The organism is Verrucomicrobiales bacterium (assembly GCA_016793885.1).
In the GTDB taxonomy this organism is placed as follows: Bacteria; Verrucomicrobiota; Verrucomicrobiia; order Limisphaerales; family UBA11320; genus UBA11320.
Window position 1 is genome coordinate 57,057 of sequence record JAEUHE010000031.1, and the last position, 25,838, is coordinate 82,894.

Consider the following 25,838-nt stretch of genomic DNA (forward strand, 5'->3'; position numbering starts at 1 on the left):
AATCTCACCCCAAAAACCTTCGCGATCAAGCTCGCACGCATGCAAGAGTGCACCAAACCGGCGTAGGACACATCCCGCCTCCCAAGTCAGGGGTATCGGGAGGCAGATTTGGCATCGCTTTTCGGGGAGACCTGGGCTAGGATTTTCAGCGTTGTATCCGCATGAATGCTTTCATACCGCCATCGAGTTTGCACCTCCCTGCGAGTTTCCCCAGCTGTCCGCCGTGCCGCCCGAGTTTCGGAAATGCCGTTTGGTTTCGGGCGTTGGCTGTTGGGTTGCTCCTCGTGCCGGGGGCGCCCCTCGCTCCCGCCGCGGTGTTGGACATCGATGCCAACGGGTTGGAAGACATCTGGGAGCTGAGCTACCAACCCGCCAAACTGGTTCGCGATCAGGACCCGGATAGCGATGGATTCACTAACGAACAGGAGTCCATCGCGGGCACGGATGCGTTGGACCGGACGTCTCATCCCCAGCTGGAAATGACACGGCACCCCAATGGCGAGGTTCAGCTCTCCTTCTCGCGGGTAGCCGGCAAGCGCTATGAGCTCCTGGCCTCTCCTCATCCAGGCATGGACGGCGGGCAGACCTATTTAACCGACCTGGCCGACTCCAACGCCCCCTATGTCCGTGCACTCGAAGCCACCGGTGAATCGCGGTTCTTCCAACTCCGCATCACGGACGCTGACTCCGATGCCGACGGGTTGACGGACTCAGCCGAACGAAACCTGGGACTCAACCCGCTCACGGATCATAGCGACCGCCAGGATGAGTCAGACCTTCAGCGGGTAAACCGCCAGCTCAACCTCCCCAGCACCCTCACTCTGGGTGTGCTCGACCCCTGGATGAGCGAGCGCTGGCCGGATCCCGGAGTGGTGGCCGTCCGACGCAGCGGTGGCATCGGCGGACTGACCGTGAACTTCGAACTCACCGGTACCGCGGTGGACGGAGTGGACTACCGGACGGTGGCAACCCGCAACCTACGGTTCGCACCGGGCGTGCGGGAGCAGTGGATTGAACTCCATCCGCTTCCGGACACCGATGACAACGAAGGTCCCGAAACCATCGTGGTCACCCTCCTTCCCGGCGCGGGATACACTCTCGGCACGACCCCGTCGGTCACTCTGACAGTGCGCAATGAGACGGAGAGCAGCAAACCCTCCGAGAAAGCGGCCGCCCGCTTCCTCTTGCAAGCGGCCTTCGGTCCGGATCAGGATTCAGCCGAGGATGCCGACGAGGTGCCGGAGAATGTGGAGCAGGTTATGGAGCTCGGCTTCGCCGGATGGCTCGAGGATCAGTTCACTCGGCCGCTGGGGTTGATCGAGCCCTGGGTGACCTGGGCCACCTTCAACGGCCAACGTCTGGCACTCTACGGAAACTGGAAGGAGAACTCTTGGTGGAACCGGGCCATGGGGGTGCCCAAACTACGTCCGGACTCACCGACGGAAGAGCTGCCCGATCCCTTGCGCCAACGGGTCGCTTTCGCCCTCAGCCAGATCCTGGTCATATCCGACCGACCGGAGCAGCTGGGCCCCGAGCAGCGCGGGATGGCCAATTACTACGACCTGATGGTCAAGCACGCCTTCGGGAACTACCGCGATCTGCTTTACGACGTCGCACTGCACCCGGCCATGGGCATCTATCTGAGTCATGTGGGCAATCGCAAAGCCGATTCCACCAAGCAAACGTTCCCGGACGAAAACTTCGCCCGCGAGATCATGCAGCTGTTCAGCATCGGACTCTGGGAGTTGAACCCCGACGGATCGCGTCAAGTGGGTCCGGAGGGCCGCCCCATTCCGACCTATGACAACCGCGACATCACCGAATTGGCCCGCGTGTTCACCGGACTGAGCTTCGGCAACAATGAGGGATTCCTGCTCTACCCGAGGGATCTCACCGTTCCCATGCAAATGTGGGATGCCTTTCATGACTGCGACCCGAAAGTCTTGCTGCGCCGACTAGAACTGCCGCTGCGCAGCCCGAGTCCCGGCAAGCAGGGCACGGCCGGTTTGGCGGATGTGAATGCGGCGATCGATCTGCTTTTCCAGCACCCCAACACGGGCCCGTTCATCGGCCGCCAGCTCATCCAACGCCTGATCACCTCCAACCCCAGCACGGGCTATGTGGCCCGGGTGTCCGCCGCCTTCGCAGACAACGGGCAGGGAGTGAGAGGCGATCTGCGTGCGGTGATCCGGGCCATCCTGCTGGATTCCGAGGCGCGCACCAGCGAACCGTGGAGCCGTCCGGAATGGGGCAAACTGCGCGAGCCATTCCTGCGCTGCGTGAACCTGGCCCGCGCCTTCAACGCCAGCTCGCCCTCGGGCTGGTACCCGCTCGATCAATTCCAGCTGGATCACCTCCAGGATCCCCTGAATGCGCCCAGCGTTTTCAACTTTTACTTGCCCAACCACAGCCCAGCAGGTCCTCTGACTCAACAGGGCTTCGTGGCACCGGAGTTTCAACTCATCAACGCCAGCTCCACCATCAGCGGCCCGAACTACTTCTTCAATGCGATCCTCGGCGACCTGCATCGCTGGGGATCAGGCAACACCAACTACTCGGTGCGGCTGAACCTGCTCCCCGAACTCGCCATGATCGTCCCGGCTCACATGATCGGTCAACACGTCCCCCCCATCAAACCGATGGACCCCGATCCCCTGCTCCGCCGGTTGGATCTCGCGTTGACCGCCGGACGATTGACCCCGCCGCAGTTCCAGATCATCCGCGAAGCCATGGAGCGAATCCCCACCTCCACCTGGCAATGGCACAAAGAGCGCCTGCGACTCGCCATCTATTTGGTGGTCACCTCGTCCGACTTCAACGTGTTGCAATGAACCAACGTCCCCCTCCCATGAATCCCTGTATCGTGAATGGTCGAGACCGGTCGTCGTCGGCCTCGATTTCCCGGCGTCGTTTCCTCGGCGGATTGGGCGCGTCCACCTGCGGTGCGATGAGCAGTCTCCCGGCGCTGAACACCCTGCTCAACCTCCAACTGAGCGAGGGGGTGGCGGCGGCCAGCGCGCCGACCAACGGGGAATACCGAGCCTTGGTCTGCGTCTTCCTCGGCGGCGGCAATGATTCGTTCAACATGCTGGTCCCCCGCGAGCAGGCGGCCTATGCCGAATACCGGGCGGCCCGCGGCATCCTGGCGCTGCCCCCCGAGCAGCTGCTGCCCATCCAGCCGATCGGCCTCCCCGCCTACGGAGTTCATGTCGGAATGCCCGAAATCGCGTCGCTGTTCGAAGCTGGCCAAGCGGCTTTCGTCGCGAACGTAGGCACCCTAATCGAGCGCGTGGCCAACCGCACGGAGGTGGAGAAGAACCTCCGCCGCCTGCCCCTGGGATTATATTCCCACTCCGACCAGCTCGAACAGTGGCAAACCAGCATTCCCCAGTCGCGATCGGGGATCGGTTGGGGAGGACGCATGGCCGATCTGCTGGCCGAGCTCAATGCCAACCGGGTCGTCCCCATGCAAATCTCGCTGGACGGAAACAACGTGTGGCAGACGGGCCAATCGGAGGAGGTGTATGCGATCACCCCCGAGGGGTCGGTGGGTATGACCGGGTATCGCCCGCGCTGGGAGCCGAATCAGGCGGTGGTAAATGCGCTGAGCACAGCGGTGGACAGCCAGTTGGCCCTGCAGCAAAGCAATTTGTTGGCGCAAACTTTCAATGTCGGGAAACGGCGGGCCCTGGAGGCCAATGACGTCTTCTCCAACGCCACCGCCAAACCGCTTCCGGCCGGCGTGGAATTCCCCAGCACTTACCTGGGCTACCGACTCGAGATGATTGCCCGCGCCATCCAGGGACGTTCGATCATTGGAGCCCAGCGCCAAACCTTCTTCGTGTTCTGGGATGGGTGGGACCACCACGGTGAGGTGCTCGAAACGCAGGGGGCGATGCTGCCGCAGGTCAGCGCCGCCATTGGGGCGTTTCAGAAAGCCATGAACACATTGGGAACCGAACAGAACGTGACGCTGTTCACCGCTTCAGATTTCGGTCGCACGCTCACCAGCAACGCCAAAGGTTCGGACCACGCCTGGGGCGGGAACCAACTGGTGGTGGGCGGAGCCGTGCGCGGACGCCGGCTCTTCGGCCAGTTTCCCTCGCTGGCCCTCAATCCGGAGCGCGGGGCGGAAAAGAATCCGTTGGACACCGGGCGGGGCCGCTTGATCCCCACGACCAGCTGCGATGAGTTTTTCGCCGAGCTGGCGCTCTGGCTGGGAGTAAGCCCAACCAACCTGACCAGCGTGTTCCCCAACATCGGGAACTTCTACCTGCCGGGCAGCTCAACGCCCCCCGTGGGCTTCGTGATGTAAGGGACCGAGCAAAAATAACCCGAATTTATTTTTGCACGGTCCCTAAGGTCCTCTCCGCATGCACATTGCCCGGATGCATGGTCGCACTCTCTAACGCGGCCGGATCTCGCTTAGCGACTTCTATGGACCGCGGTGGCACCGACACCGCTTTTCCTTCGCGTGACAATCGTGCACTCCGCTTCCCTCTAGCGTTGCAAATCTGCATCGATCAGTTCAACTCCTCGGGGAAGGCAGCGGCAAACGGTCGGCCGTGCCGGCCGGCAAGCTGCGCCATGCTCTTGAGGAAGCCTCCCGTCGCCCCCGTCGCCAACAGGACAAGCTGGTCGATTTCATCAAACTCTTCATCGCCCAAAACTCCAACGGCCAGGGCAAAGTCGCTTAAAAGGGAGATTGGGCTCGGTCATACCTTTGGCTTGCCTTGGCGCTTCTCGCGAGCTCGAAGCAGTTCCGAGACCACGCTCAGAATATACAACCCTGTAGCGCATCCAACTATGGTTGATCTGTCGCCTTTGATCGCGAAGTAGAATTCACGTACTCCGGCAGCGTATTCAGCATTTCGATCCTTGTTCTCCCAGACTAATCGTCGGCTGACTGCACCATATCCAAAGTCCGTCAGTAGGATCGCCGCGTAAAGTACCGAGGCAGTCGCTATCAAGAAGATTCTCTCAAAGATCCAGGGCAATTTCATAGTTCTATTCCCAGCAAGGGTCTGAGTGGAGACCCATTTTACGACTGGAGGCACCCCTTCCTGTGAATGATCAAAACGGACTGCCCGGGACCAAAGTGTATCCACATTGCGAATCTTGCGAATAGTACCTTTTGGCAGATTGAAGGTCCGTATGAATTAATCGGTTGATTCCGCAGAAATGAATATAGGCTCTGGAATTCCTTCGGTCGCTGTTTCGAACGCCGTAGAGCTATTTCAAATCCTGGCTCCCCCAGGGGATCCCTATTTGGCCAAAGGTGAGCAGCTCACTTTCCAGATTCCTCAGATCCTCACAACCCTCACCATGTTTAGCTGCGTCGTTGTTTGCGTAGCCGACGGACATCCAGCTAAATCAACGCTGGTCCCAAGAATCCGCCGCCCATCAGCACCTAGGTACCGTCCGTCGCTCTACCGCAACTCTATTCAAACGGGTCCACATCGGTCCAATTCGTAACTAAAAGATTACCAGGTTGCGACACCTGGCCGCGGCGCGCGAGAACTCCATTCTTAAACAATTTTACCACGCTTGGAACTTGCGCCCCGTTAGGGGCGATAACGACCACAGACTGCAACTCCCTTTCATAGTACGTTTTCGCGTCTGCCTGCCCATTAAAATCCAGATCTTGCTCCATCATGGCAAGGCGTCCGTTCGTATAGTACTGTGACGTATCAATGTTTCGGTCTGCATTGTTATCCAATTCGATCAAATGAACAACCCCATTGGTGTGATGCTGGCGCATATCAAAGACTTGAGTAAATCCTCGATCAATCATAGCGCGCCAGATCAAGCCATCGCGGTATTGGTAAATCTCGTCCGCAACCCCGTCATGATTATTGTCGACCCGATCAATATCCGGCGGTCCACCCCTCTTCAGCGCCATCACTGAACACCCAGCAGCAAAGCCTAAGATGGCCGCCAATGTGGGCAAGCAGTATTGGCGCAGTAGTTCTTTAAATGTGCGACCTCTTACTTGCATACACAGCCTTCCTCTGGATGATTATGACGCTCAGCAGCGGCTAAATGAGGAAATAGTCCAACTCCGTTCACGAGGAGGAACCTACCTTGCTCCTATGGGATTTGAAAGTAGCTTTTCTTCTCTAGCCGAGGCGACTTTTCCAATAGCCGGGCGGTCGTTTCATGTGCATGACGGCGACGATCCAGACGTGATCGGGTTTCTCCAGGTAAATGACCGCATAGGGAAACTGGGCGCTAAAGTATCGTCGGGCAGGTGGATCAAATTTGTAGAAGCGCTGCGGGTCGGCGCAGACTGCGCGCAGCAACCTTTCCATTTCACGGCAGAAGCGGATGCCCAGTTCCGGCTCGATCTGCGTGCAATAGCCGACCGCTTCAGCCAACTCCTCGTCGGCCTCAGGATGGAGCAGTTACCTCACAGGCCTGCGATTTTACGCATGCCGGCCAGGGACTCTTCGAGCGGGATGCCTTCCACCTTCCCCTCCTCGATCTCATGGATACGCCGACCGACCTCGGTTTTCCAAGCCGCTTCGACGTCAGGGACGATCCCACCATGTCGGGCCAATAAGATGCGGTCGATCAACTCAGCCAACACATCCGAAGGCAGCACACGGCAACAACCTTTACGCTTGAAGTCCGTGAGCATCTCCACGATTCACGCCGTTGTTCCCAACGAATCGATACAGATTGATCCCCCCCTGCTCCCCCAACGGATCCCTATTTAGCCAACCCCTTTCAGCAGGACCACTTCCCGTGGTCCGACCCCGCGACTCTTCCATCATGAAGTAGCGCTTATCGATACTGATAGTCGCCGCGAATTTTAGAGATTAGCGTCCTTAGCGTCCATTGCGGTTCAACCTAGAAACGGCTGCGGCTCGGCATCGTTCCCGAAATCGGTCCTAGCCTTACACCCGTGGCAACCGACGCATCGATCTGACGGTGACAAGCGGGCTTCCCGGCACTACGTTGGTCCCTAAATCATGTCAGAACGTTGGATACATTTGGCGCGAAACGGGGAACCGCTCGGGCGAGTTCCCATCGAAGAATTAGCCGAACTCGTGGACTCGGGCTTCCTCCGTCCCGAGGACGACTACTGGGAAACGGGAATGACGGACTGGCGCCCCATCCATCTCCTTCCCCAACTTCGGGTGCAAGCCGATGCCACCTCGGTCTGGAAGCGCGAAGCCAAGAACGCCATGGCCGAGGCTGCCGGCCTTCTGGCGCGGGGCACGGCCAAACTCGCGGAAGGGGCGCGCAGCCTGGCCGCCCAAGGTTCCGCCCGATCGCACGAGGCAACCGCCCGTCTCCTGGCCGATTACACCCCTGTCGTCAAGGATCTGGCCGGCAAACTCGTGGAGACGAAGCCCTTCCTGATGGCCAATTCCGCCCTCGAAAATGATGAGCTGATGGAGAAAGCCTTCGGCGCAGTCTATGATCAGCTGCCCAAGGCCGTGAGCCGGTTCATCTCCGAGGAGGAGTTCATCACCTATTGCCTGCACAAGCGACGAGAACTGATCGGGCAGCCGGCCGATGGGAACCCGGCCTCCCCCCCGCCTCCAACTCGCCGATTCCGGCTTTCCCACATGCGTCTGTTGGTCAGCGACTTTGAACAGTCCCTGGAGTTCTACCGCAATCGTCTGGGCCTGGGAGTTCGATTTCAGGAGGAGGGAATCTACGCGGAACTCGACACCGGCGCGGCTGTGCTCGCGCTCTTCCACCGGGATTTCATGGCGGAAGCCCTCCAGGTCAGCGCGCCCCACGATCAAGCACTCCCGCTACAGCGTCCTGTGGTGGTGCTTTCGGTGGAGGATATCGACGCCGTGTACGTCAGCATGAAAGAGTCGGGTCTGGAATTCCTGACCGCCCCGGAAGACCGGCCGCATTGGGGTGTTCGAACCGCCCATTTGCTGGATCCGGAAGGCAACCTCATCGAGCTCAACAGCCCGATTGGACAGCCTCGCTAGGAGCAACCACCGTCGAGGCTATGGCACGGCTCTTGTGAAAGGCGGCAGCATCGCCCGAGCGGATCTTCTCCGAGCCCCCTCGGACATCGCGTCCTTTGCGTCCTTGGCGGTTCAACTCCACAGCCGTCTGGCACTGGTCTTCTCTGCGCCCCTTCCCGTCTCTGCGGTGCCACTGATGCCCCGTTCATGCGAAACCAGTCGGGATGGACTCACCTGACCGCCGGGCCGAGGGTATGCCAGTCACCCTCAGCCCCGCCTGCTTAAGTTAGTCGTCCGCAGACCCCAATTTCGCGAGCACGCTGAGATCCTCCAGGGTGGTCGTATCCCCCTTGATCTCGACGCCCGCAGCGACCTGCTTCAGCAAGCGACGCATGATTTTTCCAGAACGGGTCTTCGGAAGCGCCTCGGCGAAGCGGATGTCATCGGGCTTCGCCACCGGACCAATCTCCTTCCCGACGTGTTGTCGCAGCTCCTCGCGCAACTCAGGCCGGGCAATCACGCCCGTTTTCAAAGTGACGAAAGCTACCAGCGCCTGACCTTTGAGCTGGTCGGGACGTCCCACCACCGCGGCCTCGGCAACGGAGATATGACTCACCAGCGCGCTTTCCACCTCCGCAGTGCCGATACGGTGGCCGGCTACGTTGAGAACATCGTCGATGCGACCGACGATCCAGAAGTATCCATCCTTGTCCTGGCGACATCCGTCGCCCGTGAAATACGAGCCTTTCACCTCAGTCCAATACACTTCTTTGTAGCGCTGAGGATCTCCCCAAAGCCCGCGCAACATGCTGGGCCAGGGCTTACGAATGACCAATTTGCCGCCGCTGTTCCGGGCAACTGCCTTGCCCTGGTCATCCACCACTTCCGGCAGAATCCCGAAAAACGGCCGGGTTGCTGAACCTGGCTTGGTGGGGGTCACCCCCGGCAAAGGCGTGATCAAAATGCTACCGGTCTCCGTCTGCCACCACGTGTCAACGATCGGACAGCGCTTCTTGCCGATCACCTCATGATACCACATCCAGGCCTCAGGGTTGATCGGCTCGCCGACGCTACCGAGCAGGCGCAACGAACTCAGATCGTGTTTCGCCGGCCACTCATCGCCCCACTTCATGAAGGCGCGAATCGCCGTCGGCGCCGTATACAAGACGGAGACCCGATACTTCTCAATGATCCGCCAGAAGCGATCCGGCTCCGGATGGTTTGGAGCGCCCTCATACATCAAGCTGGTCGCGCCATTCGCCAGCGGTCCATAAACGACATAGCTGTGTCCCGTCACCCAGCCGATATCTGCAGTGCACCAATACACATCGGTGTCCTTCAAATCGAAGACATACCGAGTGGTCAGTTTGGAGCCTAGCAGGTAGCCTGCCGTGGAGTGGAGAATCCCCTTGGGCTTGCCGGTGGAACCGCTGGTGTAGAGAATGAACAGTGGCGCTTCACTGTCCATTTTCTCCGCGGGACAAACCGAGTTCACATACTCCAATTCCCGATGCCACCAGTAGTCACGACCTTCTTGGAAGTGAACTTCCTGGGCAGTGCGGCGCACCACAATCACTTTTTCGATCGTCTTCGCCAAGCGCTGACCTTGCGCGTCCTTCAGGAGGAGCGCATCGTCGACATTCTTCTTCAGGGGAACCACGGAACCACGACGAAACCCGCCGTCCGAAGTGATCACCATTTTGGCGCCACAATCCTGAACGCGATCCGCGACCGACTGAGCGCTGAAGCCGCCGAAAACCACCGAGTGGACCACCCCGATGCGCGTGCAGGCGAGCATTGCGATGGCCGCTTCCGGAATCATCGGTAGATAAATGATCACCCGATCGCCGGCCTTCATTCCGTGCCGCTTCAGCACATTGGCGAAACGACAAACCTCCCGATGCAGCTGCCGATAGGTCAACACCCGTTCTTCGCCGGGCTTACCGTCCGCTGCCGGTTCCCCTTCCCAAATGAGGGCAGCCTTGTTGGCCGTCGGGGTGTCCAGATGCCGATCGAGGCAGTTGACGCTCACGTTCAGCTGGCCACCTACAAACCATTTCGCAAACGGCTCCTTCCACTGCAGCACCTTTTTGAAGGACTTGCTCCACACCAGTTCCTGCTTGGCCATCCGACCCCAGAACTTGTCCGGAGACTTGATCGATTCGCGGTAGAGCTTTTCATAAGCGGCCTCAGATCCGATGTGCGCGGCCTTGGAGAAGGATTTGGACGGCTTAAATTTCCTAGATTCCTGCAGAACCGAGGTAAAGTTGTTCGTGGGAGCTTGAGATTTTGCGGCCATAAAATCGGTATTAAGTGGGGCGATTGTAGGAACCTACCGGCCAGCGTCAAGGGCTGTCCCTGCCGGCTCGCAGTTCTGCTTGTCCTCGAAGGCCCTAAACGACTACTCTCGCGATGCCCAATTCAGTCGGAAACCGAATCTATTTTGCTCTATGACGGCTAGAATCTCACTCATCGCCGCGACGGTGATCTCCCTGGCGATTCTTCTAGCCGTGGCCACTTCCGCCCAAGAACTCACCACTCAAGGGCCGTCCCACATCCTGACGACCACGGCCTCGGTCCAGAGCCTGTCCAAAGCAGAGGCGGACCTTTCGCCTCCGGTCCGAATTGAAGGAACCGTCAGCTTCTCACATCCCGCCTGGAGGATCCTCTTCCTGCAAGATGACACCGGAGGTATCTTCTGTGATCCTTTGATATCCGACAAGATTCCTGAGCCCGGGACCCGACTGGTGGTGCATGGCCTGGCGGCCAATGGATCTTTTCTGCCCTACGTCAACCTTCATCGAATGGAAGTGCTCGGCAAGTCGGATGTCTGGCCGCCCGCCCGCCCGGCCAGAGCGGCCGAGCTTTGGCGGGGACAGCATGATGCCGGTTTGGTAAGGGTACGGGGATACATCAGCTCCGTAACATCCGTCACCAATCCTCTGCCACTCACAGCGATCCAGCTGATCAGTGAGGGCCTTCCCGTGGAGGTTCGAATCTTGGGCAATGACGTCCTCGATGCGAAGCCTCAACCGAGCGCCTGGGTCGAGGTGGAGGGTGTTTTTGGGCCCACCGCAGACGCACAGCGTCGAGTGAACAGGGTCATGATCCAGCTGGCGCGCCCCGAGCAGTTCAAAGTCTTGAAAAGCGCCGCCCAAATGCTGGCAGCGCTGCCAACTACCCCCCTTCATCACTTCTCGACGAACACCGGTCCGCAAGAGAACACCCTGGTTCGAGTCCAGGGCGTGGTCAGCCTGGCCGAGACCAACGGCATCTACCTGGTCAACTCCGAGAACGGAGTGCATGTTCACGCCCCCGCTGGGTTACGCCTGGCCCGACGCGAGGCGGTGGAACTCACCGCCCTCGTCATCCCATCAGCCCGGGAGACACAGCTACAACTGGTCCAACTTCTTTCGCGGACGCCAGGCACTCTCCCCATCCCCACGCCAATGCCGGCACGGGAACTCTCGGAGTGGAGCCGCTACGGCCAGCAGGTTCGGGTGGAGGGTGAGTTTCTTCACAGCAGCCCGGAACCGGATGGCTGGCTGTTGGTGATGCGTGATCAGGGCAAGAGCTTTGAAGTCCAACTGCGGTTCAACCCCAACGGGCTCCTTTCTCACCTCCAAAGCGGGATGCGACTTCAGGTCTCCGGCACTCTCCGCCTGATCACCTCGAGCACGTCGGAGGGACCCGTAGCCCGTATCCTGGTGGCCGACGAGCAGGACCTGATCGTGTTGACGCCGCCACCCTGGCCTCTGCATCTCACCCTCCTGGTCGTCAGTCTCCTCTCCGCAGCGCTCGCCATTGGTCTGGTGGCCCTCGGGTTGGCGCACCGCGGTCTGCGCGCTTCCAACCGCCGGGCGGCTGATGCGGAAATCGCCCTCCGGAAGCTCAACTCTGAACTCGAGAAGCGAATCATCGAGCGAACCGCCGAGCACCAATCCAGCGAAGCACGCTTCCGGACGCTGGTGGAAAGCACCGACGTGATCCTGTGGGAACACGACCCCACCGCCAAGCATTGTAAATACGTTTCCCCACAGGCCGCGCGGCTCGGATATCCGCTGGGGGATTGGACCCAGCCCGACTTTTGGCGCACGCACTTGCATCCCGAGGATCGCGAACACGCCCAGGCCGTCAGCGCCACCGAAATCGCGGCGGGGCGGAGCCATCGCATCCAATACCGCATGCTCGACGCCCGGGGAGAATCCGTCTGGATCGACGATCTCGTAACCTGCACCACCCGCCCCGACGGTTCTCGAATTGTGCGCGGCGTGATGACCGACATCACGGATCGGAAGCGAATCGAGGAGGACCTGGTCATTCGCGAGGAGCGACTCCGACTGGCGTTGGAATCCACGGACTGCGGAGTATTCGACAATGACCTGGTCAACGGCCGACTGCATCTCTCGTCGACTCTCAAGCGGCTCCTCGGGCTGGAGGCGGAGATTCCTCTGGAGGCGAATCAGATCGCCCACCTTATCCACCCGCAAGACATCCAACTGGTGGCCGCGGCCGCCGGACGAGCACGCGATCCCAAAGGTGATGGTGTCTTCCTGAAGGAATGTCGGGTCATCCTCCCGAATGGGAGCATCCGCTGGCTGGCCGCCCGGTCGCAGACCTTTTTTTCCAATGAGGGGGGATTGCGGCGGGCAACCCGCGTCACCGGGGTGGTACGGGACGTGACCGAAAACCGAACGGCGGAGAATGCCCTGCGCGAAAGCGAGGAACGCTTCGCCCGCGCATTCCATGCCAGCCCCGCGATCATTGTCATTACCCGCCGCTCGGATCACCGCATCATCGATGTCAACAATCGTTACACCGAAGTGATGGGCTACACCCGCGAGGAAACGATCGGAAAGACCTCCCTCGAGATGGGTTTCTATGTCGACCTCTCCAAACGCAGGCTGATCATCGAAACCGCGGAGGCTGGACGAGCCATCCGCGATCTCGAATGCAGCTACCGAGATAAGTTCGGCCGGTATCTGACCATGCTCACCTCGGTCGAGAACATCATGGTCAAAGGGGAGGATTCGCTGTTGGCTTTCTGCCACGACATCACCCGCAGAAAACGCACGGAGGATGCCCTGAGAGCCCTGGTGTCGCGACGCTCGCTCAATCCAGGGGACACCTTCTTCACCCGACTCGCACGAAGTCTCGCCGAGATTTTCCAAACCAAAATCGCCCTGGTGGCCGAGAAGCCCAACAAGGACTCTGGGGAGGTGGCGACGCTGGGCGTTTGTCTGGGCGGAAAAACGGAGGCCAATTTTAGGAAACAGATCAACGACACACCCTGCGCCGAGGTTTTCAAGGAAGGCATCAAACTGGTTGCGAGCCGCCTCCCCGAGCGTTTTCCCAAGGATGAACTACTGAGCAAACTTGGAGCCGAAAGCTACTTTGGAATCGCGGTGCGCGACAGCCAGGAGCAGCCCATCGGACTGCTGGCCATCGTCCACGACGCCCCGCTCCAGGTTTCTCCCGAGAACGAGCCGATCCTCAGGCTGTTCGCCGAGGTTGCGGGCGTCGAGATGGAGCGGGCCCGGGCCCTGGAGGCGATCCGATCCGCCGAGGCCCGCTTCCGCTCGGCCATCGAGCACTCGTTCGAATGCATCGTCATGGCAAACCACGAGATGACCTGCACCTATGTGAGTCCCGGGGTGCAGCGAATTTTGGGGTATTCGCCCCAGGACATCGTCGGCCGCCGCTTGGTGACATTGCTCTGGCCCGAAGATCAGCCAGCCGCGGAAGACCACTACCACCAACTCTTGCTGGAGCCGGAGGCCCACGCCGAGATTGAACTTCGGGCACGTCACCAGGACGGCGCCTGCCGCTGGATTCAGATGTCCGACACCAACCGGCTGCAGGACCCCAATCTAAAGGCGATTGTTTCCAACCTGCGCGACGTGACCGAGCGCAAGGAGGCCGACCAGGCTCGAAGAAACCTGGAGGTTCAACTTCGGCAGTCCCAGAAGATGGAAGCCATCGGAACCCTGGCCGGGGGGATCGCCCACGATTTCAATAACATGCTGGGGATCATCATCGGCCAAAGCGAACTGGCTCGTCATCATCTTCTCGATCTCAACGCGGAGGCGTCCGACTGCCTCGGACACGTGCTGCAAGCCAGCCACCGCGCCAAGGAACTCGTGCGCCAGATCCTGACCTTCAGCCGGCGTGAGGAGTTCCAGCGCACCCTACTTCATCCGGAGAGCATCCTTGGGGAAACGCTGAATTTGCTTCGCTCGACTCTGCCGGCCTCGATCGAGGTCTCCCTGAACATCCACTCGCCGGTGCCGACCATCTACGGTAACAGCACCCTGATTCAGCAGATCGTAGTCAATCTGGCCACCAATGCAGCCCAGGCCATCGGCGACCGCAAGGGTCGGGTAAGCATCGTGCTCCGCGAGCGCCAGGTCAGGACGGCCGGTCTTCTCCAGAATCCAGAACTCTCACCAGGCAACTACGTCGAGCTGTCCGTGGAGGACAACGGCCCGGGCATCGAACCAGCGCTGCTGGATCGGGTCTTCGAGCCGTTCTTCACCACCAAAGGTCCGGGCGAAGGCACAGGTCTTGGGCTATCAGTGGTCCACGGCATCGTTCAAGCCCACGATGGCACCATCCACGTTGCGAGCCACCTTGGCTCCGGAACGCGCTTCACTATCCACCTGCCCGCGACCCATGCGGTTCCTGAAACTTTCTCTAGCCCAAGCTCACCCTCATCGAATCCGTTCGTGCCGGGTTCGGAGCGAATCCTGCTCATCGATGATGAACCTTCTCTGCTCAAACTGGGAGAGTGGGTACTGAGGCGTTCCGGATATCAGGTGCACGCGTTCCTCAACCCCAATGAGGCGCTGGATCTATTCCGCGCCTCGCCGAGAAGTTTCGACTTGGTCATCACGGACTACTCCATGCCGGGCACCTCCGGGGTGGACCTTGCTCTCTCCATGCGAGAACTCCGCGCCGACGTGCCCATGCTCATCTGCACGGGATATGGAGCAGGGCTAACGACCGAGAAGGCTCGTCGCATGGGCTTTCGCGCCGTTCTGCAAAAACCGCTCGAGATCGCGGAGTTCAGCCGGGCAGTCCGACTCGCGCTGGATGATCCCGCCGGAACTGCGGTGGAGATGAGCTCGGAGCGGGCTGCACTCAACCTAGAGCCAGTTTAGCCGATGCACTCGCGGAGAGGAGCTTCGATTCAAAGGCATCACTCAACCAATCCTTCGGCCGCCGAGTCGGCACGGGTGCCCGCAGAACTTGACGGAGTGACAGCCTGGAAGCTTGGCCGTCGCTCCCGAGGGGGGGATCGACGCAACCTCGAGGCTTCGGACGCGTCCGCGTCGGAGTCGGGCCGCCTCTCAAACCAGGCGTAGAGCACTGGCAGGAGGACCAAGGTGAGAAACGTCGAACTCAAAATCCCTCCGATCACCACTGTCGCAAGCGGACGCTGAACCTCCGCGCCAGCCCCGGTGGCAATTGCCATCGGAACGAATCCCAGCGCCGCCACAGCGGCAGTCATGATGACGGGCCGCAGCCGCGTCAGGGCCCCCTCCATGACGGCCTCCAGCAGCTCGAGGCCCTCTTCCCGAAGCTGATTGAAGTAGGTGATCATCACCAAGCCATTGAGCACCGCCACGCCGCTGAGCGCGATAAACCCCACGGCGGCAGTGATGCTGAAGGGCATGCCCCGCAGCCAGAGCGCCACAATCCCGCCGGTCAAAGCCAGGGGGATTCCCGTGGCGATCAAAAAGGTCTGCCGCAGGCTGCGAAACGCGGCAAAGATCAGCACCAGGATCAGCACAAGTGCGGCGGGCACCACGACTAAAAGTCGGGCACGGGCCTTCTGAAGGTTCTCGAACTGACCTCCAAACTCGAAAGTGTATCCACCGGGAAACTGAACCTGCTCCTTGATGCGAGCCACGCATTCGTGCACGAAGCCCTCCATGTCACGACCCTTCACGTTGACCATGAGTGCCACCCGACGCTGGGCGTTCTCGTGACCGATGGGTTCCACGGTTTTGACGGTTGTCACCTCCACGATTTTTCCCAGGGGTACCAACCCATACTCGCCCACACGCACGGGGACCGCACGAATCTTGTCGATGTCGGATCGCTGGTCATCGGGAAGGCGAACCACAATGTCGCGGCGTCGATTCCCTTCGATCATGGTTCCCACTGTCTCCCCCCCGAGCGCAACCGAGACCGCGCGATTCACCTCCGAGGATGCTAGGTTTCTTCGCGCGAGCTCGCCCCGTCTCACGTTGAGCACCAAGGTGGAGTTGCGCCCGTTCACCTCCAAGGTCGCCTCACCACCCGGCACAGCCCCGATAATCGCTTTGGACTGCTCCGCCAAGCGCTCCAGAACGTCGTAGTCAGCCCCGTAGATCTTCATCGACAGCTCCGCCTTGCTTCCCTCCAGCATCTCGTTGAATCGCATCTCGATGGGTTGAGCAAACTCAAACTCGTGTCCGGGCACCTGGGCGTTTACTGCCTTCTCGATCATCTCGCAGAGTTCCCGCTTGTTTTGCGGCCGGCCCTGTTGGCGAGACCATTCCCGTAGCGGTCGATAGAAAACGTAGAGATCATTCTCATTGGGGGCCATCGGGTCCGTCGCCACTTCGCTGGTGCCGATCCGAGAAAAAACCCGAGTCACTTCGGGAAATTGCTCGAGAATAATCCGCTCCACCTTCAGCTCCCGTGCCAAGGATTCCTCCAAACTCATTCCCACCTCGCGATAGACCATCGCCGTGATGGCGCCTTCGTCCAGCTTGGGCACAAACTCCGCACCCAATCTCCCATACAGGAGGATCGCGCCCGCGAACAATGCCATCGCCCCACCCACCGTCAACCAACGCAGGCGCAGGGCGTGAACCAGGCTCGTCCGATAGGCGGACCGTGCCAGGCGCATCAGAATGTTTTCTTTTTCTTCCACCCTCCCGACCAACACATAGCTGCAGAGCACCGGCATAAGACTGAGCGCCAGAAGTAGCGCGCCGCCCAGCGCCAACATCACGGTCAGAGCCATTGGGCGGAACATTTTCCCCTCAATTCCAGTCAAGGCCAATATAGGAACGTACACCAATGTGATGATCAGCACTCCGAAAAACATGGGATTGGCCACTTGCTTGCTCGCGCTTAGAACGGTATGGGATCGTTCCTCCGCGGTGAGCACACGACCCAGATGTTTCTGTCGATGGGCCAGCTGGCGAACAATGTTCTCCACCATCACCACCGCACCGTCGATGATCAGACCAAAATCGACGGCACCGAGACTCATCAGGTTTCCCGAGATCTCGTACCGAACCATGCCCGAGATGGCGAAAAGAAAGGAAAGCGGGATGGCCAGCGCCACAATCAGAGCAGCGCGCCAGTTCCCGAGAAGAGCCATCAGCACGACCACGACGAGAACGGCGCCCTCAAACAGGTTTCGCTTTACCGTGTCGATGGTCCGGTCCACCAACTCTGACCGATCGTACACGGTGGTCAATTCCATGCCGCTCGGCAACTTCTCGCGAACGCCCTCAAGCCGTGGCAGCACGTCCTGACATACCACTCGGGCGTTCCGTCCGGAGAGCATCATCACCGTGCCCAGCACCACCTCCTGGCCGTCCATCGTCGCCGCCCCCGTGCGATACTTCGCCCCGACTGCCACCCGCGCCAGATCCTTGACCCGGAGCGGCGTGATGGCAGCTCCGAACTTCACCGGAAGCTCTGCGATCTCCTCCGGAGAGCCCACCCGTCCCACCGCGCGAATGGTTAATTGCTTGCCGTTCTTGCTCACGATCCCGCCGCCCGCATTCTCAACATTGCCGCGGATGACATCCGCCAGATCGGAGACGGTCATTCCGGCATTGCTCAGCGCGGCTAGATCAGGCTCCACGAGCACCTGACGCTGGTGACCTCCGTTCGAGTTGATCTCAGCCACCCCCGCAACCTGACGCAGGAGGGGCTTCACGACGTATTCCTGCGCATCATAAAGTTCCATGAGTGCCTGTTGCTCGTCTGCCGGCCGGGCCGAGGCATCGGACTTCCAATGCAGGGTGTAATAGAAGATCTCTCCCAAGCCGGTGCTGATGGGAGCCAGCTGCGGTGCCACGCCCTCCGGAAGAGAGTCCACCACCGAGGTCAAGCGTTCCCCGACCAACTGGCGAGCCCGATAAATATCAGTGCCTTCATCGAAGGTCAGAGTCACCTGCGATAAGCCGAATTTGGTGAGCGACCGCATGTCGCTCACGCCGGGCAGACCCTGCATCTCCAGCTCGATGGCCCGGGTAACGGCTTTTTCCGATTCCTCGGGGGCCATGACGGGAACCTCGGTGTTGATTTGGACTTGGACCCCGGTCAGGTCCGGCACGGCGTCAATAGGCAGCTGAAAGGCCGACCAGAGGCCACCGGCAAACAAGGCGCAGGTCAGCAGAAGCACAACCCCGCGCTGGCGCATGGAGAATTCAAGAATGCGATCGATCATGTCAGTTACATTGGAAAGGGTTTTGACGCAGTCTGGGCTGCTTCAGCGAAGCCCCAGCAAGCTCACTCCCGTAAGCTCCTCAAGTTCGGCCGCCGCGGCGCTAAACTCACGCCGGGTGTCCAGCAGACTTTCCACGGCTTCGAGATACTGCTTTTGCAGCTCGACATAGGTGGTGGCCGGAACGGCCGCCATGCGATAGTGGCGATCGGCCAGTTCCGCCGCCTGGGCGAAGTGCTGGACGGAATCGGGGCGCCACTGCGCTATTTCATCCAATCGTGCCCCATAGGCGCGGCTGGCGGAGATGACCCGTCTTTCCACATCGCGACGCGCCAGATCCAGCAGCGTCTCAGCCTGAATTTCGCGGGCCCGCGCGGCCCCGATGTTCGAGCTGTTGTTTCTCCACAGGGGAAGCGGAAAGGAGATCCCCACCCCGATCATGCGGTCCTTCCCTCCCGCGGTTTCCTCGCTGAACTCCGGACCCAGCCGAACCGAGGGCCAACGCTCATTGCGAGCCAGCTCCAGACGAAAACCTTGCTGCTCCAACTCCACCTCGCGGAGCCGCAACTCGAAGTTATTGGTCTGAGCGGCGGCCAAAAGGTCAGAGAGCCGCGGTGCCGCTGGACGCGGAGTGTCCGACAAAACCACGGTGAGTTCCTCCTCCAACGGGCGACCCAACAAGCGATTCAAGGTCAGGCGGGCATCCTCCGCGCTCAAGCCGGACTCGGTGGCCCGCCGTCGAAGGCTGACCTCGGTCGCCTCCAGAATCCGCAACTCAAGCTGAGGAGTAACTCCCGACGGATCACGTTGAACCAACACCTCCCTAAGGGCTCGGTAGCGGTCGGCAACCTCCCGAGCCACTCGCGCCTTCTCCTGCGAGGCGGCCAACGCATGGGCTTCACCCCGTACCCGCGCCGCCAAGGCGTTGCGAAACCGAGCCAACCCAAGCTCCGCCAGGGCCACATCCTGGTTCGCAATCGCTTTCCTCAGCCCGAGACGTCCGGGCCACTCAAACGCTTGGCTAACCCCCACGCTCCAAGCGACCCCCTCCCCCGTGAATCGTCCACCTCGCTCGTGCGCCTGCTTCTGTCCCAGGCTGCCGGTCACCTCCGGCGGCGCCAGCCGGCCCGCCGTTCGCTTCATCGATCGCGCCGCACCTACCTCGGCTTCGTAAAACCGAAGTTCAGGATTCTGCTTCAACGCCAACTCCACGAGCGAGCTGGGTGAGGGTGGCAGGGCATTGGTGGAGGCTCCGGCGGCCAGGCTGGCCGCGATAGCAATCAAAACAAGTGGGGTCAAAATGGACTTCATCATAGATCAAAACACGGGATCAGGTTCAACAAACGGGGTCAGGTATCGAAGTGATGCCGCCAACGCGGCGACATCCGGACACAAAAAAACCCGAACGAATCGCCGTTAGGCGGACCGCTCAGGCTCAAGAAGGATCAAATGAGGAAGACCGTGGACCGAACGACGCTGACCGACCAGGAGGGGGGAGGGATCGCCAGCAGCGGCGTTTCCAGGGATGTGAAACCCGCTAACAACCCGACCAAAGGGGCAACCGAAGGCAGGCAAGTGCCCGTCGGAACTCGAACACTCATCGATTCGATGAAGTCTCGGAAATTCGCAATCTGTGCCTTTTGGAAACTGAGCACGTGATCGGATGTCGCGGTCGGGGATCCATCCGCCAGCCAGACCAATGCCGTGGAAACCAGTCGGTGCGCATGCCCCCGCAAAGTCGGACCCGCATGACGAAGCACGACTTTGGTTCCCCCCTGATGCGAGGAAATCTGCACTCCGTGTTCTCCGTCCAGACAAGCAATCACCGCGGCCGTCACCGGGGCCAAGGGCGTCCCCATCCACAAGTACACCACTAGCCAAAACGCAGCCAAGAGCTGGCGGCGGCCGAAGTCGACAAAATGGCGCGGATAGAAACTCATGTGTCTACGAGGACTAGTTCTAGACTACTCGCGCTCAAGGAATGTTCAAGCGACTTGTTGGGGAGCCCGACTCCCGGTCGTTCTCAGCCAGCTGCAAACGGTCGAACCGACCAGGCAAAAAGGTCCCACCACTACCCAGGGCACAAAGCCTGCTTACCTAGGGCACCACGACCGGATGCTTTAAGAAAAGCACCGGAGCCGCTTCTGGCTTTTCAAGCCACAAGCCCGCGTGTAGCAGTAATTGCGGTCAACGGACGAACCAACAACAAGTGCATGTACGCCATGAAGAAAATCGGATATCTCCTGACTCTGACTCTCAGCTTCTCTTACTTAGGAATCATGAACTCGGCGCAAGCTTCCGGTGGCTATTCCGCCCGGATGGCCCTGCCTAGGACCGGCGTCGAGAAGAGCCAGGTCGACCGGGAGAAATTTAGCCTCGGTCAGCGAATTTTTGCCGGCAAGGTCAATTCAGGCCAGGGCGATGCGAGTGCTCAAAAGGCCAAACTGACCGACCTGCAATCGCTGCTACCAGCCAAGCTCGCCAAGGAAAAGGATCTTTGCTCCCTGGCCGGGAAGCTCTCTCCTGAACAGCTGAACGCCCTCGACTATTTTGTGACGCAACGTTACGGCAAGGGCAAATAGTCCTTAGTTTTTGCCAAGAATGGGATGGCCACCTGGGGGCCGAAGTGGGTTGATTTTCCAATGAAAAGCACCCCTGACGTTCGATCGGCTTCGCAGAACCCGCTCTCCGGCTTCGAAGATTGGGAAAGCTTCATGGAGAAGCGGTATCCGAATCCCCTCCCTGACCAGCCCGGTCCTCTTAAAAACCAGAATACCCTTCAAAAGCGGGAGGGTTATCGCGACTATCGTGCCGAGGCCCGCGCCGGGGTGAAAGAGTTCTATCAGCAGAACCACCGGCTTCAAACAGTCGACTTTGTGCGCAGGAAGCAGGCCGAATTCAGCCCGCTTAACAAGGGCGAGATGAGTGTTTGGGAAGCGATTGAACTGTTGGACACCATCGTGGACGACAGCGATCCAGACACCGAAAACTCCCAACTGATGCACGCCATGCAGTCCGGCGAAGCCGCCCGCGAGGCGGGGATGCCCAGCTGGTTTGTCCTGACCTGCTTTATCCACGATCTTGGCAAGATCCTCTGCTGCCATAAGGAACCGCAGTGGTCGGTGGTCGGAGACACCTTCCCGGTCGGTTGCCGCTTCTCCGAAAAAATCGTCTTCTCCGAGTTCTTCAGCGAAAATCCAGACTCCCAGGACCCTCGCTACAACACTCCCCACGGAATCTACACCCCGGGTTGCGGGTTGGACAAAGTTCTCATGTCCTGGGGACACGATGAATATCTCTACTATGTGATGCGGCCCTATCTCCCGCTCGAGAGTCACTACATCATTCGCTATCACTCCTTCTATCCTTTGCATCGCGAGAACGAATATCTGTGGATGCTCAACGATCAGGACCGATCGATGTTGAAATGGGTCAAAGCCTTCAATCCCTTCGACCTCTATTCCAAAGGGGATCGAATGCCCAACGTGAAGGAGCTCACTCCCTACTACCGAGATCTGGTCGCGGAATACCTGCCTGACAAATTGAAGTGGTGATTGCGAAGCTCCGTGGGTCGCTGACTCTCACTCAGGTAGGGCGAGACTCTGCTCGAGCCCATAAAGGCCCAAGGTGTGGGAAGCTTCAAAGTAGCCGCGGCGAGGAGCCACGAAGGTTCATCGATGTCGGGATGCCCTCATCGGGGTAGCCCTTCGACTTGAGCGGAACCTGGGGCCTTTGTGGGCTCGACGAGATCTGAACTATAAACTGAATCGGATCGCTCTTCGATCAAGTCTCTCCCTACCCTAGTAGGATGGGAGGGGGCGCAGGAAAAGCGGAGACGTGTCTCCGCAGTCCATAGGCCCAGCTGGCCGTCACCCATCGACTCGGGGATCCGTTTCGAAATCCGTGTCATCCGTGAAATCCGTGGTTCACTTCGGGCCGAACCGAGATGAATCCCGCCCCTCACTCCTCCGCGTTCGTCAAGGTCACGATGTAGAACTCAGCTACCGAACTGGGAGCCTCGAGGTTAACCTCAAACTCATCGCCCGAGTTCAGCGCGCTGGTCACCACATCCCGGAAACTCTCTCCCGACACACGGGATGCTGCACGGATCGCGAATCGTAACTTGCTCGCGTAAACCCTCGGCCAGTTCCACCGCAACCGAACTCTCCCCTGCTCATTCAAGGAAATATTGATCGACGGCGGGCCCAGCGGCAATGGCGGGACCGAAGGCCGGCCCAACCCATCGCTTGGATCCGTCCCCTCCACCATCTCCTGCCAGTCGCTATAACCATCGCCATCGGAATCCGTCCACGGCACATGACCCACTGTACCACCCAGGAACAACCGCTCCCAAGAATCGATGAGTAGATTTCCATCCAGGTCACGATCGTTGGCCCGCGGAATCAACACCAACCGAAGCTCAATCACCTCCAGCGTCTGAGGCGCACAAGTGTCGGACGGAAGATCACTAAACGCCTCCAGTCGAATCAGAGAATCAGGAACCAGCTCCAGGGCCGACGAGAAGCCAAAGGGCTCTCCGAAGGCGTTCACCAGGCTGACCGGACCAGAACTGCCCTGCAGTACCGTGCAGGCGGGACCAAACGAATCCGCACGGACCCTCAGGTCGACCACCGTCCGGGGACGCGCACCCGCGCTGTTGACCAAAACCTGCGCTCCGAGGCGCGCAGAGGGGATTCTGTTCGTTCCAGTTCCCAAGGCCGCCACATAGTTGGAACTGAGCGCAGCTCCGGAGAACAGCAAACGCAGCTGATCCAACACCGGCGAGTAAGGAGCTTCCGTGGGAGTGTTGGATTCGATGCAGATGCGATACAGATCCGCCGTGAGCAATCGCAAGTTGACCACTCCCGGCAACGTCGACGTCCGTGTCAGGCTGTCGATCGTCTGCAAAACTCCCGGCAAACTCCAGGAGTTAGAAGCCTGCGGACTGGCCAGTGTGACGAGCAGCTCCGTCGGAGGGTTGGTGCGATCAAAATCCCGCTGACGTTGGGGGAACAGCGTGACATTGGTCGCCCAGCCCTGCCCCTGCGACTGAAGAATCGAAGCAACCTTCTGCTCCAGCAAGGCGGCGATGAGGGTGTCAATCTGCTCCACTCGAGTTCCCACGATCGTCTTGGGTCCCGAAAGCAAGTAGGTCGCCGCTCCCGCCAGCCACCGATTCGCCTCCACCTCCGCCGATCCGCTGCCCGGAATGAAGGGAATGGTCACCGGCTCCACCGCTGGAAGGGTAAAGGCGCGGATCAATTCGCGTCCCAGCGGATCATTGGTCGACCCCGGGCGACGATTGAAATGCTCATCCGTCGAAAGAGAGATCAGGTTTCCGGCGCTAGCTAGCAGGGTGAACTGAACAAAACCCGGGGCGATCGGGGAACTGGCCACTTTCCCCGAAGCCATGAGCGCTCCGTTCAGACCGTTGACGCGCACCACTGTCCCGGTTTCGGCTCCAGCGACTGATGAAACCTGCGCGGGATTCAGGTAGGGCTGAGGAGTCACCGTCAACGCAAGCGGCAGCTGGGTCGTGTAGGGAACATGGCCCGGTGGCGGAATGGACAGTTTATTGGTGGGGTTCGTCCCGGTAAGCAGCTCATCCAGATCACGAAACCCGTCCAAGTCGGAATCGGCACCCCCCTTGGGATCCAGCCCCTTGGCCACCTCGACGAAATCCGGCACTCCGTCTTCATCGGAATCGATTTTATCAGGCGGCACGGTGAACCGGTAAATCGCAGTGGCAATGGCGGATCGAGCTCCTGGATTCCCTGCCGGCCGACCAAAGTATTGAACGACGGTTTGGGCGTAGAGTGGAACACGGGTTCCCGAAACGAAGCGCGTCCACGCGCCACCGTCCAGTCGATAGAACAGCTCATCGCTGGGGTTCGAGGCCGTGAGTTGGAAACAAACCCCCGAGTTGAATGTCCCTGCCGGGGGATCGATCCGAACCTCGGAACCCAACACACCCTGCGGCGGATCGAAGGTGGAGAAACTAAATTCTCTTCTGGGCTGGCTCACCAAGGCGAACGCCGCCGAAGCATGGCCGAGCCCGAGGTTCACGCCCACCGGGTTTCTCAACCCAGTCTGAGTATCTCCATACGTTTCATTGGTAACCGACAGTGTCCTAGGACTGCCTCCAAAAACAGGACCCGAGGACCAATCTCCGGCAGCCGTCAAACTGAGCAGCCGCGGCTCCTCCGTCACGAAGGGCTCAAACTGAAACTGGGCCACATTTCCGCCATTCCCTCGGGATCGGGCAGAGGGTAGGAAACCGGTCATCACGGGATTGTAGCCGTTCCCACCCCATCGGCGGCTTTCAAACCGAGTGGATACCCCTCCAGCACCAGACACCACGTGCAAGCCGCCTGCTCCGCCGGGGAGGAGAAACTGGATCGCTTCGCCAGCAACCGGTTGATAGGTCTGGATTAAGCGGAGAGTGGTTTGACCGTCATAGGCGTAAACTGCCCCGATCGCCCCCTCATTGAGCAGTGCCGTCAGCTGAAGATTGGTGGGACCGGAAATCACCCCTAGCCGATCGATGCGATTCGAGCCAAAGCTGAGCTGACCGAGCGGAGCCGGACGGAATTGGAAGACGCCGGCCGCCGGCTCGATCAGGGGCCGAATCACCGCCTGGGTTTCCCCTGGACGCCAAGTCAAAAAAGTCGCCAGCGGAGAACCGCTGAAAATCCCCGCGACATAAAGCGTGTTCGTGGGCAGCCCGGCAACCTGATCCTCCAAGGCAATAGTCCCGGCTCCCGAATCATAAACCGCCAACGTACTACTCCCGCTCCCCCCTAAGATTCCGGCCGCATAGTTCAGTGGCGCGCCGGTCTTGAGGGCAACTCGGTTCGCAAAGCTCAATGGCACGGGACTCGTGACATCGGAGAAACTGAGAAAGTTGCTACCGGTCGAGCGCATCAGCCCGAGATGCACCGGCGTTGCCGGTTCGTTGTAGACGGAGCAAACGAACAGATCCTGCCAACTGTTGGCCGCCGCTCCACCGACCTGCACTGCCACCACCGCCCAGGGTCCATATCCCGACGGGAACACTGAGTAGGGTTGCGGAGTGCCGGAACGAGTGGGGCTGAAGAGGTTGATGCGGTTCGCCGCCGGAGCCGTCAACGCCAGATTCGCCTGATTGCTGGTCACCAAGCTCCCAGTCAATCCCGACGCATCCCGAACGGGACCCAACGCCATCCCCGTCACGCCTGGGATGCCGCTGCCCCGAGCCGGGATCCACGTCAGCCCACCGGCCGATTCCAGAAAGCCAACGCGGTAGTCTCCCGTGGCACGGTCAACCATCACCAAGTCCACACGCCCGTCCCCATCAAAGTCAGCGGACCCGGCCAGTTCCGTCGGGGATTCCTCGACCCACGATCCTTGCGCCAACGAAGAGCCCGCCCCTAAAGCGAAAATGAACCCGGCAACAACAGACCGAG

14 protein-coding genes are annotated in these 25,838 nt (G+C 60.0%); 6 read left to right on the forward strand and 8 right to left on the reverse strand.

The genetic code is table 11. From position 1 onward, the window contains the following. The first annotated feature begins 161 nt into the window (after positions 1–161). A complete protein-coding gene (locus JNN07_03990; protein MBL9166878.1) occupies positions 162–2,831 on the forward strand; it encodes a DUF1800 family protein in 2,670 nt (889 codons plus the stop codon). A gap of 17 nt (positions 2,832–2,848) precedes the next feature. Continuing rightward, positions 2,849–4,315 (forward strand): DUF1501 domain-containing protein, encoded by a 1,467-nt coding sequence (locus JNN07_03995; GenBank protein MBL9166879.1) that lies wholly within the window; start codon positions 2,849–2,851, stop codon positions 4,313–4,315. 1,125 nt (positions 4,316–5,440) lie between these two features. On the opposite strand, the gene JNN07_04000 is transcribed toward JNN07_03995, so the two are convergent. The 3 genes from JNN07_04000 to JNN07_04010 form a co-directional block, all read right to left on the reverse strand. Beyond that, positions 5,441–5,998 carry a hypothetical protein gene (locus JNN07_04000; GenBank protein MBL9166880.1) on the reverse strand — a complete coding sequence of 186 codons (558 nt, stop codon included), beginning with the start codon at positions 5,996–5,998 and terminating at the stop codon, positions 5,441–5,443. Between the two features lie 121 nt (positions 5,999–6,119). Continuing rightward, positions 6,120–6,377 (reverse strand): hypothetical protein, encoded by a 258-nt coding sequence (locus JNN07_04005; GenBank protein MBL9166881.1) that lies wholly within the window; start codon positions 6,375–6,377, stop codon positions 6,120–6,122. A gap of 32 nt (positions 6,378–6,409) precedes the next feature. Further along, on the reverse strand, positions 6,410–6,640 hold the full coding sequence (locus tag JNN07_04010) for an addiction module protein (GenBank protein ID MBL9166882.1): 231 nt from the start codon (positions 6,638–6,640) through the stop codon (positions 6,410–6,412). Positions 6,641–6,974: 334 nt separating this feature from the next. Between JNN07_04010 and JNN07_04015 the strand changes: the two genes are divergently transcribed. Further along, a complete protein-coding gene (locus tag JNN07_04015) occupies positions 6,975–7,958 on the forward strand; it encodes a VOC family protein (GenBank protein ID MBL9166883.1) in 984 nt (327 codons plus the stop codon). 265 nt (positions 7,959–8,223) lie between these two features. On the opposite strand, the gene acs is transcribed toward JNN07_04015, so the two are convergent. Then, complete coding sequence (gene acs / locus JNN07_04020; protein ID MBL9166884.1) at positions 8,224–10,236, reverse strand: acetate--CoA ligase; 2,013 nt, start codon at positions 10,234–10,236, stop codon at positions 8,224–8,226. Between the two features lie 151 nt (positions 10,237–10,387). Here acs and JNN07_04025 point away from each other — a divergent pair, with 151 nt between their 5' ends. Further along, complete coding sequence (locus tag JNN07_04025) at positions 10,388–15,097, forward strand: PAS domain S-box protein (protein ID MBL9166885.1); 4,710 nt, start codon at positions 10,388–10,390, stop codon at positions 15,095–15,097. A 38-nt stretch (positions 15,098–15,135) separates the two neighbouring features. On the opposite strand, the gene JNN07_04030 is transcribed toward JNN07_04025, so the two are convergent. The 3 genes from JNN07_04030 to JNN07_04040 form a co-directional block, all read right to left on the reverse strand. Beyond that, positions 15,136–18,396: an efflux RND transporter permease subunit gene (locus JNN07_04030; protein ID MBL9166886.1), complete on the reverse strand. Its 3,261-nt coding sequence runs from the start codon at positions 18,394–18,396 to the stop codon at positions 15,136–15,138. Between the two features lie 42 nt (positions 18,397–18,438). Beyond that, on the reverse strand, positions 18,439–19,707 hold the full coding sequence (locus tag JNN07_04035; GenBank protein ID MBL9166887.1) for a TolC family protein: 1,269 nt from the start codon (positions 19,705–19,707) through the stop codon (positions 18,439–18,441). A gap of 131 nt (positions 19,708–19,838) precedes the next feature. Continuing rightward, the gene (locus JNN07_04040; GenBank protein ID MBL9166888.1) at positions 19,839–20,333 is read right to left on the reverse strand and encodes a hypothetical protein; all 495 of its coding nucleotides are present in this window, start codon (positions 20,331–20,333) and stop codon (positions 19,839–19,841) included. A gap of 282 nt (positions 20,334–20,615) precedes the next feature. Between JNN07_04040 and JNN07_04045 the strand changes: the two genes are divergently transcribed. Beyond that, positions 20,616–20,975 carry a hypothetical protein gene (locus JNN07_04045; protein ID MBL9166889.1) on the forward strand — a complete coding sequence of 120 codons (360 nt, stop codon included), beginning with the start codon at positions 20,616–20,618 and terminating at the stop codon, positions 20,973–20,975. 60 nt (positions 20,976–21,035) lie between these two features. Beyond that, complete coding sequence (locus JNN07_04050; protein MBL9166890.1) at positions 21,036–21,947, forward strand: inositol oxygenase; 912 nt, start codon at positions 21,036–21,038, stop codon at positions 21,945–21,947. Positions 21,948–22,353: 406 nt separating this feature from the next. Here the strand turns inward: JNN07_04050 and JNN07_04055 are convergent, their stop codons facing one another. Beyond that, positions 22,354–25,788 carry a hypothetical protein gene (locus tag JNN07_04055; GenBank protein ID MBL9166891.1) on the reverse strand — a complete coding sequence of 1,145 codons (3,435 nt, stop codon included), beginning with the start codon at positions 25,786–25,788 and terminating at the stop codon, positions 22,354–22,356. Between the last annotated feature and the right edge of the window lie 50 nt (positions 25,789–25,838).

What these genes read in the sequence shown, in the direction of transcription:
- JNN07_04015 (MBL9166883.1), top strand. Translation starts at nt 6,975, where the DNA reads ATGTCAGAACGTTGGATACATTTGGCGCGAAACGGGGAACCGCTCGGG.
- JNN07_04050 (MBL9166890.1), top strand. Translation starts at nt 21,036, where the DNA reads ATGAAAAGCACCCCTGACGTTCGATCGGCTTCGCAGAACCCGCTCTCC.
- acs (MBL9166884.1), bottom strand. Translation starts at nt 10,236, where the DNA reads ATGGCCGCAAAATCTCAAGCTCCCACGAACAACTTTACCTCGGTTCTG.
- JNN07_04040 (MBL9166888.1), bottom strand. Translation starts at nt 20,333, where the DNA reads ATGAGTTTCTATCCGCGCCATTTTGTCGACTTCGGCCGCCGCCAGCTC.
- JNN07_04030 (MBL9166886.1), bottom strand. Translation starts at nt 18,396, where the DNA reads ATGATCGATCGCATTCTTGAATTCTCCATGCGCCAGCGCGGGGTTGTG.
- JNN07_04035 (MBL9166887.1), bottom strand. Translation starts at nt 19,707, where the DNA reads ATGATGAAGTCCATTTTGACCCCACTTGTTTTGATTGCTATCGCGGCC.
- JNN07_04000 (MBL9166880.1), bottom strand. Translation starts at nt 5,998, where the DNA reads ATGCAAGTAAGAGGTCGCACATTTAAAGAACTACTGCGCCAATACTGC.
- JNN07_03990 (MBL9166878.1), top strand. Translation starts at nt 162, where the DNA reads ATGAATGCTTTCATACCGCCATCGAGTTTGCACCTCCCTGCGAGTTTC.
- JNN07_04045 (MBL9166889.1), top strand. Translation starts at nt 20,616, where the DNA reads ATGAAGAAAATCGGATATCTCCTGACTCTGACTCTCAGCTTCTCTTAC.
- JNN07_04010 (MBL9166882.1), bottom strand. Translation starts at nt 6,640, where the DNA reads ATGCTCACGGACTTCAAGCGTAAAGGTTGTTGCCGTGTGCTGCCTTCG.
- JNN07_04025 (MBL9166885.1), top strand. Translation starts at nt 10,388, where the DNA reads ATGACGGCTAGAATCTCACTCATCGCCGCGACGGTGATCTCCCTGGCG.
- JNN07_03995 (MBL9166879.1), top strand. Translation starts at nt 2,849, where the DNA reads ATGAATCCCTGTATCGTGAATGGTCGAGACCGGTCGTCGTCGGCCTCG.